The sequence below is a fragment of the Kitasatospora sp. NPDC001225 genome (genome assembly GCF_053597855.1).
In genome coordinates this window covers 1-13,831 of the sequence record NZ_JBSFJC010000044.1, presented here as the reverse complement: position 1 = coordinate 13,831, position 13,831 = coordinate 1, and the positions used below count along the sequence as shown (strand labels likewise).

The window sequence follows — 13,831 nt, the reverse complement described above, 5'->3', positions numbered from 1 at the left end:
GGGGTCAGACCGGCTGCCCCAGCATCATCAGCGGCCCGTTGTCGGTGCGGCTGAGGATCACCGTGACGGTGTTCGGCCCGGAGGGCTTGAGCTGGCGGCGCAGCTCCTCCGGGGTGATCGCCATCCCGCGCTTCTTGATCACCACCGTGCCGACCGCCCGCTCGCGCAGCAGCGCCTTCAGCTTCTTGATGTTGAACGGCAGCACGTCGGTGAGCTCGAAGGCGTGCGCGTACGGCGTCGCGACCAGCTCGTCCGAGGTCAGGTAGGCGATCTTCGGGTCGATCAGCCGGCCGCCCACCTGCCCGGCCACCTCGGCCACCAGGTGGGCCCGGATCACCGCGCCGTCCGGCTCGTACAGGTAGCGCCCGACCGGGCCGGCCGGCGGGTCGGGCAGGTCGCCGCCGGTCAGGCTGGCGCCGTGCGGCAGCAGGGTGGCGCGGTGCGGGCTGGTGGCCCTGGTGCCGAACCAGAGCACCGCCTCCTTGACGTCGCCGTGGTCCGAGACCCACTCGGCCTCGGCGTCCTCCGGCACGGCCTCGTGCGGGATGCCCGGCGCGACCTTCAGCGCGCCGATCGGGGTCCGCCGGCCGGCCTCGATCGCCCAGGAGAGCGGCGGGGCGTACGCCTCCGGGTCGAACACCCGGCCGCGCGCGGTGCGCCGGGCCGGGTCGGTGAACACCGCGTCGTAGCCGGCGACGTCCACCTCGGCGACGTCCGCGCAGCGCACCTCGACCAGGTCGGCCAGGCCCAGCGCGGCCGCGTTGGCCGCGGTGGCGGCGCAGGCCGCCGGGTCCCTGTCGACGGCCAGCACCTCGATGCCGGCCCGGGCCAGCGCCAGCACGTCCCCGCCGATGCCGCAGCACAGGTCCGCCAGCCGCCGTACGCCCAGGTCGGCGAACCGCCGGGCCCGCCACTCGGCCACGCTGCGCCGGGTGGACTGCTCGACCCCGTTGGGCGTGAAGTACATCAGGTCGGCGTCCGCCCCGAACTTCGCCCGCGCCCGCTGCCGCAGCCGCGCCTGCCCGAACGCGGCCGACACCAGCTCCGCCGGGTGCTCCCGCCGCAGGCGGGTCGCCAGCGCGAGCTCCTCCTCGGGGGTGAACTCGCGCAGCTCGGCGAGCAGGGCCTGGCCCTCGGGGGTCAGCAGCGGCTGGAGGTTCTCGGTGTCCACGGGGCCATTCTCGCGGGTCGGCCGGGTGGCCGGTCGGCCGGAGCGGCCGCGCGGCGTTCACCGGCCGATGACGGGGACGTCGGAGGTCAGCCAGAACACCAGCGGCATCAGCGGCGCGGCCGCCAGCGCGGCGTACGGGGTGATCCGGTACCCGAGCCGCCGGGTGCCCCGGCCGGTCAGTGCCAGCAGGACGAGCATCACCACGACGCCGAAGACGTCCAGGGCCTCCACCCCGGGGCCGTACAGGGCGAGCAGCTTCAGCCAGTTGAGCACGAACGACCCGACGGACGCCGCCGCGACGGCCCCGGCGACCACCACCGCGGCGAGCACCAGGTCCGGCGCCCAGTGGACCGGCGGCCGCCCGGGCGCGCCGTGGGGCCGGCTCACCGGAGCCACCCCGCGCCGGCGAGGGCGGTCAGCAGGGCGGGGCTGACCGCGGCGGCGACCGGGGTGATCCGGTAGCCCCGCCGGTGGGTGTACCGGGCCACCGCCACGACCGGGACGAGCAGCAGCGCGGTCGCGGCGCCCCGGGCCGCCCAGCCGCCGATCGCGGGGTGGGCCTCCAGCGCGAGCGCGGCCAGGAAGGCCGCGATCCAGCCGAACCCCAGCAGCGAGGCGGCCCCCAGGACCGTCAGCAGCGCGAGCAGCAGGTCCGTCGGACGGCCGACCGGGCGCAGCGGGTCGGCGAGCGGCAGCCGGTTCACCGCCACAGCACGCCCGAGGAGAGGACCGCCGGCAGCGCGAACGGGGCGAGCCCGGCGGCGACCGGGAGGAGCCGGTAGCCGGACCGCCGGCTGCGGAAGGCCACCACGAGGCCCGCCGCCAGGGCGACCACCGGGGCGGCCAGCATCCCGATGCCCAAGAAGGCCCACCCGCGCCCGTCCCCGTCGTCCCCGTAGCCGGGGATGTTGCCGAGGCAGGCGACGAGGAGGAAGGCGACGAACGGCAGCACGGCCCCCAGCAGGGGCAGCGACAGCAGGGCGAGGGCGGCGTCCTTGGGCCGGGACGGGCCGATGCGCACCGGGATCGAGGTCATGGCAGGAGTCTGGCGGGGCCGGGCCCGGTCGTACATGAGTACGGCTACTCATTCGCGAACCGGGGACTTCCGGGACTCGCCGTTGGCACTCTGGTTGACTGAGTGCTAACACGGCCCTATGGTCATCCTTGGCACTCACCACTAGGGGAGTGCTAACGCGACGACGTGTGTCTGACCCCCGCGACGGCAGGCCCGCAGGATCGCCCCTACCCGTTAGAAAACCCCGTAATCTCCGAAGGGGAGCTCGGACGTGACCACCAGCAGCAAGGTTGCCATCAAGCCGCTCGAGGACCGCATCGTGGTCCAGCCGCTCGACGCCGAGACCACCACGGCCTCCGGCCTGGTTATCCCGGACACCGCCAAGGAGAAGCCCCAGGAGGGCGTCGTCCTGGCCGTCGGCCCGGGCCGCTTCGAGGACGGTCAGCGTCTGCCGCTCGACCTCGCCGTCGGCGACATCGTCCTGTACTCGAAGTACGGCGGCACCGAGGTGAAGTACAAGGGCGAGGAGTACCTCGTCCTCTCGGCCCGCGACGTTCTCGCGGTCATCGAGAAGTAAGACGTACCGACCCGCCCCGGATCCGTGTCCCAGTGACAGGGGCCCGGGGCGTGGTTGTTGGTTCACGTAGTTCGGCGGCCGGTGGGCCGGCCGCAGCCCCGAGGGAATAGGGAACATGGCGAAGATCCTGCAGTTCGACGAGGACGCCCGCCGCTCGCTGGAGCGCGGTGTCAACAAGCTGGCCGACACCGTCAAGGTGACCATCGGCCCCAAGGGCCGCAACGTCGTCATCGACAAGAAGTTCGGCGCCCCGACCATCACCAACGACGGTGTCACCATCGCCCGCGAGGTCGAGCTGGACGACCCGTACGAGAACCTTGGCGCGCAGCTCGTCAAGGAGGTCGCCACCAAGACCAACGACGTCGCGGGTGACGGCACCACGACCGCCACCGTGCTGGCCCAGGCCCTGGTCAACGAGGGTCTGCGCAACGTCGCCGCCGGTGCCGGCCCGGCCGCCCTGAAGAAGGGCATCGACAAGGCCGTCGCCGCGGTCTCCGAGCACCTGCTGTCCGTCGCCCGCGAGATCGAGGGCAAGGACGACGTCGCCGCCGTCGCCTCCCTCTCCGCGCAGGACACCCAGGTCGGCGAGCTGATCGCCGAGGCGATCGACAAGGTCGGCAAGGACGGTGTCATCACCGTCGAGGAGTCGAACACCTTCGGCGTGGAGCTGGACTTCACCGAGGGCATGCAGTTCGACAAGGGCTACCTGTCGCCGTACTTCGTCACCGACGCCGAGCGCCAGGAAGCGGTCCTCGAGGACCCGTACATCCTGATCAACCAGGGCAAGATCTCCTCGATCCAGGAGCTGCTGCCGCTGCTGGAGAAGATCCTCCAGGGCGGTGCCTCCAAGCCGCTGCTGATCATCGCCGAGGACGTCGACGGCGAGGCGCTGTCGACCCTGGTCGTGAACAAGATCCGTGGCACCTTCAACGCCGTCGCCGTCAAGGCCCCGGGCTTCGGCGACCGCCGCAAGGCGATCCTCGGCGACCTGGCCGTCCTGACCGGTGGCCAGGTCATCTCCGAGGAGGTCGGCCTCAAGCTCGACCAGGTCGGCCTGGACGTGCTGGGCACCGCCCGCCGCGTGACCATCACCAAGGACGAGACCACGGTCGTCGACGGTGCCGGTGACTCCGAGGCCGTCGCCGGCCGCGTCGCCCAGATCAAGGGCGAGATCGCCGCGACCGACTCCGACTGGGACCGCGAGAAGCTGCAGGAGCGCCTGGCCAAGCTGGCCGGCGGCGTCTGCGTCATCAAGGTCGGCGCCGCCACCGAGGTGGAGCTGAAGGAGCGCAAGCACCGCCTGGAGGACGCCATCTCGGCGACCCGCGCCGCGGTCGAGGAGGGCATCGTCGCCGGCGGTGGCGCCTCCCTGGTCCACGCCGCCAAGGTGCTGGACGAGGGCCTGGGCCTGTCGGGTGACGAGGCCACCGGTGTCGCCGTGGTCCGCAAGGCGCTGCACGAGCCGCTGCGCTGGATCGCCCAGAACGCCGGCCTGGAGGGCTACGTCATCACCTCCAAGGTCGCCGAGCTGGAGATCGGCCAGGGCTACAACGCCGCCACCGGCGAGTACGGCGACCTGGTGAAGGCCGGCGTCATCGACCCGGTCAAGGTCACCCGCTCCGCCCTGGAGAACGCCGCCTCGATCGCCTCCCTGCTTCTCACCACCGAGACCCTCGTGGTGGAGAAGAAGGAGGAGGAGGCCGACAACGGTCACGGCCACGGCCACGGCCACTCGCACTGAGGCTCCGACGCCTGACCGGAGGCCCGGTCCGCTCCCCCGGGGGGCGGGCCGGGCCTCCGGCGTTCCGTCCGCGGTTCCGCTTGAGGCTTCAACTATCAGTAGAATTTTGCAGAATGCAAAGATTGCCTTATAACTAAGGCATGATCGAGGCCCGCCATCTGCGCGTTCTGCGTGCCGTCGCCCGCACCGGCTCCTTCTCCGCCGCCGCCCGCGAGCTGGGGTGTACGCAGCCCGCCATCAGTCAGCAGATGAAGGCCCTGGAGAAGTCGGTGGACACCCCGCTGGTGGTCCGCTCGGGCCGCGGGATGCAGCTCAGCGAGGCCGGCCGGGTCCTGCTCAAGCATGCCACCGGCATCCTGGCCGGGCTCTCCGCCGCCGAGGAGGAGGTGGCCGCGATCGCCGGGCTGCGGGCCGGACGGGTGCGGCTGGTCTCCTTCCCGACCGCGAGCTCCACCCTGGTGCCGCCCGCGGTCGCCCGCCTGCGGGACAGCCATCCGGGGGTGCGCGTGTCGCTGGTCGAGGCCGAGCCGCCGGAGTCGCTGGCGATGCTGCGCGGCGGCGAGTGCGAGATCGCGCTGGCCTTCCGCTACCCGCAGTCCGACGGCGCCGTCGCGCTTCCGGCGCCCGCTCACGGCACGCCGCGCGAGGCCCGGGCCGAGGCCAACCTGGAGGCGCAGCAGCTGACCGCCGGGACCGACTGGTCCGACCTGGTGGTCACCCCGCTGCTGGACGACCCGCTGGTGGGCGTGCTGCCGGCCGGCCATCCGCTGGCCGGGCGGGGCGGGGCGGTGGGGCTGGCCGAGCTGGCGGAGGAGCAGTGGATCGCCGGCTGCCCGCAGTGCCGGGGGCACCTGGTGGAGCTGTGCACCGGGGCGGGCTTCGAGCCGCGGATCGACTTCGCGACGGACGACTACCCGGCGGTGGTCGGCCTGGTGGCGGCCGGTCTCGGGGTGGCGGTGCTGCCCCGGCTGGCGCTGCGGTCGGTGCGTCCTGACGGCGTGTCGACGGTGCCGGTACGGACGGCCTCCGGGGCGCCCGCGGTGCGCCAGGTGGTCGCGCTGACCCTCCCGGACCTGGCCGAGGTGCCGGCCGTGGCGCTGATGCTGGAGCGGCTGGCGGGGGCGGCCGCCGACCGCTGACGGTGGGTGACGGGGCTGCCGGGGTCCGGTACGTACGGTGAGCCAGAAGACTGAAGCGCCGCGAAGAAACGTTTCTTCACGGCGCTCAAGGAGACGGGTCTACCGCTGGGCGACCGCCGGCGGGGCCAGCGGAACCTCGACCAGTCGGTGCCGCGAGCGCCCCAGCATCTCCTCGCGTTCGTCCTCGGTCATCCCGCCCCACACGCCGTACGGCTCGCGGACCGCCAGCGCGTGCGCCGCGCACTCGGCGATCACCGGGCAGCGCATGCAGACCTCCTTGGCGCTGGCCTCGCGCGAACTGCGCGCCGCCCCGCGCTCGCCCTCGGGGTGGAAGAAGAGCGAGCTGTCCACGCCACGGCAGGCTGCGGAGAGCTGCCAGTCCCAGAGGTCCGCGTTGGGACCGGGGAGGCGGGAGAAATCTGCCATGGCTCATTCCCTTCAGAGGCTGTCGGCCGTCGGCCGGGCGTTCGGCGGGGCTGCTGCCGAGCGGTGCGGCGGGGCTTCGATGCACTGGTGTGGACACCTGGAAATATGACTTAAGGCAACTCCATGGACAAGTCACCCACACACTGGCACAACAGTCAATGACCATACGAAAGCTATAAAAACGGGCATAGTGGGCAAGGGGCTCCAGCGGGCGCGGACGTGGCAATCGGGTGGTCGACGGGCGCGCGGGGTGCCGAATCGATGTGCGGGTCGTACGCCGACCGCGCGCGAGCTGCGCAAAAGAGCGGCGTGTGCACCGCGATGCGGCTGATCGGTAATGGGTTGGCCACGTACAGTGGTGGAGATGGCCCCGAAGGCCGTAACTCATTCGAGTGACGGTCGTTGGAAGTGCGGAGGCGGTTAGCGGGCGCCGGACGTCGGGAACGATCGCGGGCAGGTTGGGGCGATCACCGCGGAGTCCGTCGCCGATCGGCCGTGTCGTAGAGGTTCGTACCAGCCAGGAGGCTCAACGTGACGCGGATCAGCTGCGGAGGACGACGGTCATGACTTCCGTTCTCGTTTGCGACGATTCCCCGCTCGCCCGCGAGGCGCTTCGCCGCGCGGTCGCGACCGTACCCGGTGTGGACCGGGTCACCACCGCGACGAACGGGGAGGAGGTCCTCCGCCGCTGGGTGGCCGACCGCTCCGATCTCGTTCTGATGGACGTCCGGATGCCCGGCCTCGGCGGGGTCGAGACGGTCCGGCGGCTGCTGTCCGCCGACCCGGGCGCGCGGATCATCATGCTCACCGTCGCCGAGGACCTCGACGGGGTCGCGCTCGCGGTGGCCGCGGGCGCCCGCGGGTACCTGCACAAGGACGCCTCGCGCGCCGAGCTGCGGGCCACCGTCACCCAGGCCCTCGCCGACCCGACCTGGCGGCTCGCTCCCCGCCGGCTGCGCAGCCCCGACATGGGCGCGGCGCCCACCCTGACGGCGCGTGAGATCCAGGTGCTGGAGGGCATGAGCCACGGCCGCAGCAACGCCGAGATCGGCCGCGAGCTGTTCCTTTCCGAGGACACCGTGAAGACCCACGCCCGACGGCTGTTCAAGAAGCTCGGGGCCTCCGACCGGGCGCACGCGGTGGCGCTGGGCTTCCGCTGGGGCCTGGTCCGCTGACCACCGGCGGCGCCGCCGGTTGCGGCGTGCCGCCGGAGGTTCCCGGAGCGGGCGCCGCACGGGCGTGTGACGTTACGGTCCCGAGGTTGCACCATGGAGGAGTGGAGCACCTCGGGGACCAGCGGACAGGCACTGCGGCGAACCACGCAGCCGCAGGACACTCGGCGGACGGCGCGACGGACGGGACCGCCGACGGCGGCGGGGCGGGAGGCGGCACGGTGCAGGAGGGGCCGGTGGTGCGCGGGACGCCGGACGGTGCCGCAGCGCATAACGTTCCGGTGCACAACTCCGGACGCGGTGCCGCGTTTTCCCGCTCGACCAGGCACCATGGACCGATGCGCGACGACGTCGCCGGTGCGACCGGCCAGGCGGACCCGGTGGAGGCCGAGCCCTCCGGTCCGGGCCACGGTCCGTCGTACGCCGAACCCGGCGGTTCCGCCGGTGGGACCGGGCCGGGCCGCCGGCCGGTGCTCGGCACGGGCGGCTCGCCGCTGGTGGGCGAACTGGTCGCGGCCGCGGTGCGCGGCGAGAACCCGGCGATCGACGCGCTGCTCGCCTACGTCCACCCGCTGGCACTGCGGTACTGCCGCGCCAAGCTGGTCCGGCTGCCCGGCGGGGCCCGCCACCACGTGGACGACGTCGCGCAGGAGGTCTGCGTGGCGGTGCTCTGCGCACTGCCCCGGTACAAGGACCAGGGGCGCCCGTTCGAGGCCTTCGTGTACGGGATCGCCGCGCACAAGATCGCCGATCTCCAGCGGGCCGCGATGCGCGGGCCCGGCTCGACCGTCGTGCCGCAGGACGACCTGCCGGAGGTGCCGGACGAGGCGCTCGGCCCGGAGGAGCAGGCGCTGCTGAGCAGCGACGCGGCCTGGGCGAAGGAGCTGCTCTCCAACCTGCCGGCCCGTCAGCGCGAGCTGGTGCTGCTGCGGGTGGCCGCCGGGCTGTCGGCGGAGGAGACCGGCGAGGTGCTCGGGATGTCACCGGGTGCCGTCCGGGTGGCCCAGCACCGGGCGCTCAGCCGGCTGCGGGCGCTCGCGGAGGAGTCCTCCTGACCACTCCTCCCGTTGCGTGCCGTTTCCGCCGGTTGCGGGCGGAATGATCCACGGGGCGGGGTTGTTGTCAAGGGCACACGAGGACACATTCGCGGTGCCAGTACCATGGGGTATCGGCGCCTGGGCGGGTTGCCAAAGTTTGACGGGTGCGCGCGGGGTCCCCTTGGAGGATCCTCCTATTCGTACCCGGCTTCGGCGGTCTGCGCGAGTGAGCGATGAATGCGCCCCCACCCTCAGGGCGTGAGCGGATTAGGCCGGCCACGGAAGGTACCCCCCAAATGTCTTACAACGCCGCAGGCGTACCCGAGAAGTTCGCCATGCTCGGGCTCACGTACGACGACGTCCTGCTGCTGCCCGGGGCCTCCGAGGTGCTGCCGAACCAGGTGGACACCTCCTCCCGGGTCTCCCGGAACGTGCGCGTCAACATCCCGCTGCTGTCCGCGGCGATGGACAAGGTCACCGAGTCGCGCATGGCCATCGCGATGGCCCGCCAGGGCGGCGTCGGCGTGCTGCACCGCAACCTCTCGGTCGAGGACCAGGCCAACCAGGTCGACCTGGTGAAGCGGTCCGAGTCCGGCATGGTCACCGACCCGATCACGGTCGGCCCGGAGACCACCCTGGGCGAGGCCGACGCGCTGTGCGCCAAGTTCCGCATCTCCGGCGTGCCGATCGCCGACGAGGCGGGCAAGCTGCTCGGCATCGTCACCAACCGCGACATGGCCTTCGAGTCGGACCGCACCCGCCAGGTCCGCGAGATCATGACCCCGATGCCGCTGATCACCGGCAAGGTCGGCATCTCCGGCGTGGACGCGATGGCCCTGCTGCGCCGCCACAAGATCGAGAAGCTGCCGCTGGTCGACGACGAGGGCCGGATCAAGGGCCTGATCACCGTCAAGGACTTCGTCAAGGCCGAGCAGTACCCGAACGCCGCCAAGGACGCCGAGGGCCGGCTGCTGGTCGGCGCCGCCGTCGGTGCCAGCGCCGAGGCGTTCGACCGGGCCCAGGCCCTGGTCGAGGCCGGTGCGGACTTCCTGGTGGTGGACACCTCGCACGGCCACAGCCACAACGCGCTGGCCTGGATCGCGAAGATCAAGTCGGCCGTCGGGATCGACGTGGTCGGCGGCAACGTGGCCACCCGGGACGGCGCCCAGGCGCTGATCGACGCCGGCGTGGACGGCGTCAAGGTCGGCGTCGGCCCCGGCTCCATCTGCACCACCCGCGTGGTCGCCGGCATCGGCGTCCCGCAGGTCACCGCCATCTACGAGGCCGCCCAGGCCTGCCTGGCGGCCGGCGTGCCGGTCATCGGCGACGGCGGCCTGCAGTACTCGGGCGACATCGGCAAGGCGCTGGCCGCCGGTGCCGACACCGTGATGCTCGGCTCGCTGCTGGCCGGCTGCGAGGAGTCCCCGGGCGAGCTGATGTTCATCAACGGCAAGCAGTTCAAGTCCTACCGCGGCATGGGCTCGCTGGGCGCCATGCAGTCCCGCGGCCAGGGCCGCTCGTACTCCAAGGACCGCTACTTCCAGGCCGAGGTGGCCTCGGACGACAAGCTCGTCCCCGAGGGCATCGAGGGCCAGGTGCCCTACCGCGGCCCGCTGTCGGCCGTGCTGCACCAGCTGGTCGGCGGTCTGCGCCAGACCATGGGCTACGTCGGCGCCGCCACCGTCGCCGAGATGGAGAGCAAGGGCCGCTTCGTCCGGATCACCTCGGCGGGCCTCAAGGAGAGCCACCCGCACGACATCCAGATGACCGTCGAGGCGCCGAACTACTCGGCCCGCTGAGCCACCGGCCACCGAGGGGCCCGCTGCCGCACCGCGGCGGCGGGCCCCTGCCGGTGTGCCCGGGCGCGGGCCGTCGGGGCGGGACCAGCGGCAGTACGGGATACTGGGGGGCGGCCGGGGTGACCCGGCGGGCATGAGCAACAAAGCAGAAGGGCTCGAAGTGACTGAGATCGAGATCGGGCGAGGCAAGCGCGGCCGACGGGCGTACGCCTTCGACGACATCGCCGTCGTCCCCAGCCGCCGGACCCGGGACCCGAAGGAGGTCTCGATCGCCTGGCAGATCGACGCCTACCGCTTCGAGCTGCCGTTCCTGGCCGCCCCGATGGACAGCGTGGTCTCGCCGCAGCAGGCCATCCAGATCGGCCGCCTCGGCGGTCTGGGCGTGCTGAACCTCGAAGGCCTGTGGACCCGCTACGAGGACCCGCAGCCGCTGCTGGACGAGATCGCCGCGATCACCGACGAGTCCACCGCGACCCGCCGGCTCCAGGAGATCTACGCCGCGCCGATCCGCGCCGAGCTGATCAAGCAGCGGATCCAGGAGGTCCGCGACTCCGGCGTGGTCACCGCCGCCGCGCTCTCGCCGCAGCGCACCGCCGAGTTCTCCAAGGCCGTGGTGGACGCCGGCGTCGACGTCTTCGTCATCCGCGGCACCACCGTCTCGGCCGAGCACGTCTCCAGCGCCGCCGAGCCGCTCAACCTCAAGCAGTTCATCTACGAGCTGGACGTCCCGGTGATCGTCGGCGGCTGCGCCACGTACACCGCGGCCCTGCACCTGATGCGGACCGGTGCCGCCGGTGTGCTGGTCGGCTTCGGCGGCGGCGCCGCCCACACCACGCGGAACGTCCTGGGCATCCAGGTGCCGATGGCCACCGCCGTGGCCGACGTGGCGGCCGCCCGTCGCGACTACATGGACGAGTCCGGTGGCCGCTACGTGCACGTCATCGCGGACGGCGGCGTCGGCTACAGCGGGGACATCCCGAAGGCCGTGGCCTGCGGCGCGGACGCGGTCATGATCGGTGCCGCGCTGGCGCGGGCGACGGACGCCCCGGGCAAGGGGATCCACTGGGGGATGGAGGCCGTCCACGAGGAGCTGCCGCGCGGCAAGCGCGTGGACCTCGGGACCGTCGGCACCACCGAGGAGATCCTGACCGGGCCCTCGCACACGCCGGACGGGACCATGAACCTGTTCGGCGCGCTGCGTCGGGCGATGGCCACCACGGGCTACACGGAGCTCAAGGAGTTCCAGCGGGTCGAGGTCACCGTCAACCCGGCGCTCGACCACCGCTGAGTCCTGACCTGACCTGATCGAGGGGCCCCTGCCGGGTGACGGCGGGGGCCTTCTCCTTTTCCCGGTGCGGGAGGCGGGTGCGGTGCGGTGCGGGGAGGGGACGGGGCGGGCGGTCAACTCCGCGTGGCGCTGCGGCGGGTGAGGAGGAAGCCGCCGATGAGGGCGATGGCGTAGAAGGCGGCGTCGAGGGGGCGGAGGTCGGCGCGCCAGGCGGTGACGGTGTCGTGCAGCAGGCCGCCGGGGGCCGGGCCGTCGGCGCGGACGCGGCGGAGGTGCTCGATCAGCTGGCCGAGGAGCAGGGCGCCGGCCGCGAGGAGGGCGCCGAGCGGCGGGAGTAAGCGGCCCTGGCCGCCGAGCCGGCCGAGCGGGAGGGCGACCAGGCCGGCCGGGGCGATGGCCAGCCAGCCGAGGCTGTCGGCGGCGCGCAGCGGGGCGCTGCCGTAGGCGAGGCCGCCGAGGAGCATGGCGAGGAGGGCGAGGGAGACGGCCAGGGCGGTGCGGTGGCGGGGGGTGGTCCTGGGCGTGGGTTCGACGGGGTCGAAGCCGGCCACGGGGGCGCCGGGCATGCCCGGGGCGACGTAGCCCTCGGGGGAGACGGGGGGTGGTGCGACCGAGTAGTGCTGGGCGGTGTGCGGCCGGATCGATGGGCCGTCAGTGCCCGGTGCGGGTGCGGTCATGGGCGTCGAATCCCCCCGGAATACGATGAGCTGCCGAACGGTAGCAGTGGTCCGGACAGATCTTGGCGAGTTTTCGATCACAGATCGGGCACGGAGCGCCGCCTCCGTTCCGGTTCGTACCGGCTCGATGCGGGGGCCGGGTGGTCGCGGGCCCTCCGGACAGGAGATGATGGAGGCTTGGGCGTCCGGGCCCCAGGTCGGGCCGACGCGCCGTCACCACGACCGCCAGCAGCACATGGGGGAACGTTCCGAATGACCCAGGCGCAGGGTTCCACCGGCCGCCTCCTGGCCGGCCGCTACCGCCTGAACGGCGTGCTCGGGCGCGGCGGCATGGGCACCGTCTGGCGCGCCGAGGACGAGATGCTGGGCCGGACCGTCGCGGTCAAGGAACTGCGGATGAACGCCAGCGTCGACGAGGAGGAGAAGCACCGGCTGATCACCCGGACGCTGCGCGAGGCCAAGGCGACCGCGCGGATCCGGCACAGTTCGGCGGTGACGGTCTTCGACGTGGTCGACGAGGACGACCGGCCGTGGATCGTCATGGAGCTGGTCGAGTCCCGCTCGCTGGCCGACGTGGTCCGGGAAGACGGGCCGCTGGCCCCCGCCCGGGCGGCGGAGATCGCGCTCGACGTGCTGGGCGTGCTCAGCGCGGCGCACGCGCTCGGCATCCTGCACCGGGACGTCAAGCCGTCCAACGTGCTGATCGGCGAGGACGGCCGGGTCGTGCTCACCGACTTCGGCATCGCCAGCGTGGAGGGCGACGCCTCCGTCACCTCCACCGGGATGCTCGTCGGCGCGCCCTCGTACATCTCCCCGGAGCGGGCCCGCGGGCAGAAGCCCGGGCCGCCGGCCGACCTGTGGTCGCTGGGCGGCACGCTGTACGCAATGGTCGAGGGCCGGCCGCCCTACGACCGGGGCTCGGCGCTGGCCACGCTGACCGCGGTGATGACCGAGGACCTGATCGCGCCGGTGAACGCCGGGCCGCTGCAGCCGGTGATCGAGGGGCTGCTGGCGAAGGACCCGGCCGAGCGGCTGGACGCCTCGCAGACCCGGTCGATGCTCAAGCGGGTGGTCGCGGAGGCGACCGCGCGGGCCGAGTCCACCACCGAGCACGCGGTGCCGCTGGAGAAGCCGGCCGAGGAGCCGGAGCCGAAGGCCTCGAAGGCGTCGGGGCCGTCGAAGGCGGCGGGGCCGGCGGAGGCGTCGAACGCCGCGGAGCCGTCCGAGCCGTCGGCGTCGACCTCGGCGGAGTCCGCGGAGCCCTCGGAGTCTTCGCCGAAGGAACCGGAGCAGACCGGGAACGGCCGCAAGCGGTCGGTGGGCGGGCTGCTGGGGACGGTCCGGGTCGGGAGTCGGGCCCAGGACGCGGAGCCCGCCGGGACGCCGTCCGAGGAGCCGGGCGCGGAGCCGATCCGGCCGGTGACCAGCGAGTGGACGATGGGCGCGACCCAGGCGGCCGGGGCCGATCCGCGCACCGGCCGGCGACGGCTGGCCATCGCCACCGTGATCGTGGTGCTGCTGCTGATCGCGGGAGTGGTGGCGGTCGTCCGGATGGTCGGCACCGACGACGGCGGCGCGAACGGCGCGGCCTCGCAGAGCGCGGTCGCCACCTCGCCGGGGGCGACCGGTACCGAGCCGGTGCCGACGTCGGCACCGACGGGCGAACCCGCGCCCGCCCCGGCGCCCGCCCAGCCGACCGGCGACCCGGCCACGGCGGCCCGGTAGCCGGCCCGGATCTCCTCCCGCCCCCGGTACCGCTCCGGCATCCCGGGGAACAGGAACGGGAACT

At 73.1% G+C, this 13,831-nt stretch carries 13 protein-coding genes and 1 pseudogene; 8 read left to right on the top strand and 6 right to left on the bottom strand.

What is annotated here, in order from left to right:
- Positions 1-4: 4 nt before the first annotated feature.
- The 4 genes from ACWDCZ_RS17510 to ACWDCZ_RS17495 are packed head-to-tail and all read right to left on the bottom strand — an operon-like array spanning position 5 to position 2,207.
- Complete coding sequence (locus tag ACWDCZ_RS17510; RefSeq protein ID WP_416873592.1) at positions 5-1,171, bottom strand: THUMP-like domain-containing protein; 1,167 nt, start codon at positions 1,169-1,171, stop codon at positions 5-7.
- Positions 1,172-1,228: 57 nt separating this feature from the next.
- Complete coding sequence (locus ACWDCZ_RS17505; protein ID WP_117488207.1) at positions 1,229-1,558, bottom strand: hypothetical protein; 330 nt, start codon at positions 1,556-1,558, stop codon at positions 1,229-1,231.
- Complete coding sequence (locus ACWDCZ_RS17500) at positions 1,555-1,875, bottom strand: hypothetical protein (RefSeq protein WP_143204611.1); 321 nt, start codon at positions 1,873-1,875, stop codon at positions 1,555-1,557. Before ACWDCZ_RS17500 ends, ACWDCZ_RS17505 begins: the two co-directional genes overlap by 4 nt.
- Positions 1,872-2,207: a hypothetical protein gene (locus ACWDCZ_RS17495; RefSeq protein WP_375876166.1), complete on the bottom strand. Its 336-nt coding sequence runs from the start codon at positions 2,205-2,207 to the stop codon at positions 1,872-1,874. The genes ACWDCZ_RS17500 and ACWDCZ_RS17495 overlap by 4 nt, the downstream gene beginning before the upstream one ends.
- Positions 2,208-2,457: 250 nt before the next feature.
- Here ACWDCZ_RS17495 and groES point away from each other — a divergent pair, with 250 nt between their 5' ends.
- The 3 genes from groES to ACWDCZ_RS17480 all read left to right on the top strand — a co-directional run bounded on the left by groES (position 2,458) and on the right by ACWDCZ_RS17480 (position 5,643).
- On the top strand, positions 2,458-2,763 hold the full coding sequence (groES, locus tag ACWDCZ_RS17490; RefSeq protein WP_049654366.1) for a co-chaperone GroES: 306 nt from the start codon (positions 2,458-2,460) through the stop codon (positions 2,761-2,763).
- A 115-nt stretch (positions 2,764-2,878) separates the two neighbouring features.
- Entirely contained in the window at positions 2,879-4,504 is a 1,626-nt protein-coding gene (gene groL, locus ACWDCZ_RS17485) for a chaperonin GroEL (protein ID WP_049654364.1), read from the top strand.
- A 140-nt stretch (positions 4,505-4,644) separates the two neighbouring features.
- Complete coding sequence (locus tag ACWDCZ_RS17480) at positions 4,645-5,643, top strand: LysR family transcriptional regulator (RefSeq protein ID WP_074003946.1); 999 nt, start codon at positions 4,645-4,647, stop codon at positions 5,641-5,643.
- A 99-nt stretch (positions 5,644-5,742) separates the two neighbouring features.
- Here the strand turns inward: ACWDCZ_RS17480 and ACWDCZ_RS17475 are convergent, their stop codons facing one another.
- Positions 5,743-6,069 carry a WhiB family transcriptional regulator gene (locus ACWDCZ_RS17475; protein ID WP_049654358.1) on the bottom strand — a complete coding sequence of 109 codons (327 nt, stop codon included), beginning with the start codon at positions 6,067-6,069 and terminating at the stop codon, positions 5,743-5,745.
- A 563-nt stretch (positions 6,070-6,632) separates the two neighbouring features.
- Here ACWDCZ_RS17475 and ACWDCZ_RS17470 point away from each other — a divergent pair.
- The 4 genes from ACWDCZ_RS17470 (at position 6,633) to ACWDCZ_RS17455 (ending at position 11,365) form a co-directional block, all read left to right on the top strand.
- Positions 6,633-7,244, top strand: coding sequence for a response regulator transcription factor (locus ACWDCZ_RS17470; protein ID WP_014136228.1), 612 nt, complete (start codon positions 6,633-6,635; stop codon positions 7,242-7,244).
- Positions 7,245-7,579: 335 nt separating this feature from the next.
- Positions 7,580-8,296 (top strand): RNA polymerase sigma factor ShbA, encoded by a 717-nt coding sequence (gene shbA, locus ACWDCZ_RS17465; RefSeq protein WP_074003945.1) that lies wholly within the window; start codon positions 7,580-7,582, stop codon positions 8,294-8,296.
- Between the two features lie 278 nt (positions 8,297-8,574).
- Positions 8,575-10,077: an IMP dehydrogenase gene (guaB, locus tag ACWDCZ_RS17460; protein ID WP_049654355.1), complete on the top strand. Its 1,503-nt coding sequence runs from the start codon at positions 8,575-8,577 to the stop codon at positions 10,075-10,077.
- Between the two features lie 160 nt (positions 10,078-10,237).
- Complete coding sequence (locus ACWDCZ_RS17455) at positions 10,238-11,365, top strand: GuaB3 family IMP dehydrogenase-related protein (protein ID WP_049654353.1); 1,128 nt, start codon at positions 10,238-10,240, stop codon at positions 11,363-11,365.
- 113 nt (positions 11,366-11,478) lie between these two features.
- Here the strand turns inward: ACWDCZ_RS17455 and ACWDCZ_RS17450 are convergent, their stop codons facing one another.
- Positions 11,479-12,042, bottom strand: a complete 564-nt coding sequence (locus ACWDCZ_RS17450) for a hypothetical protein (RefSeq protein ID WP_449811798.1) — start codon at positions 12,040-12,042, stop codon at positions 11,479-11,481.
- Positions 12,043-12,294: 252 nt separating this feature from the next.
- Between ACWDCZ_RS17450 and ACWDCZ_RS17445 the strand changes: the two are divergent.
- A pseudogene (locus ACWDCZ_RS17445) lies at positions 12,295-13,114 on the top strand (serine/threonine-protein kinase); the annotation flags it as partial.
- Positions 13,115-13,831 lie beyond the last annotated feature (717 nt).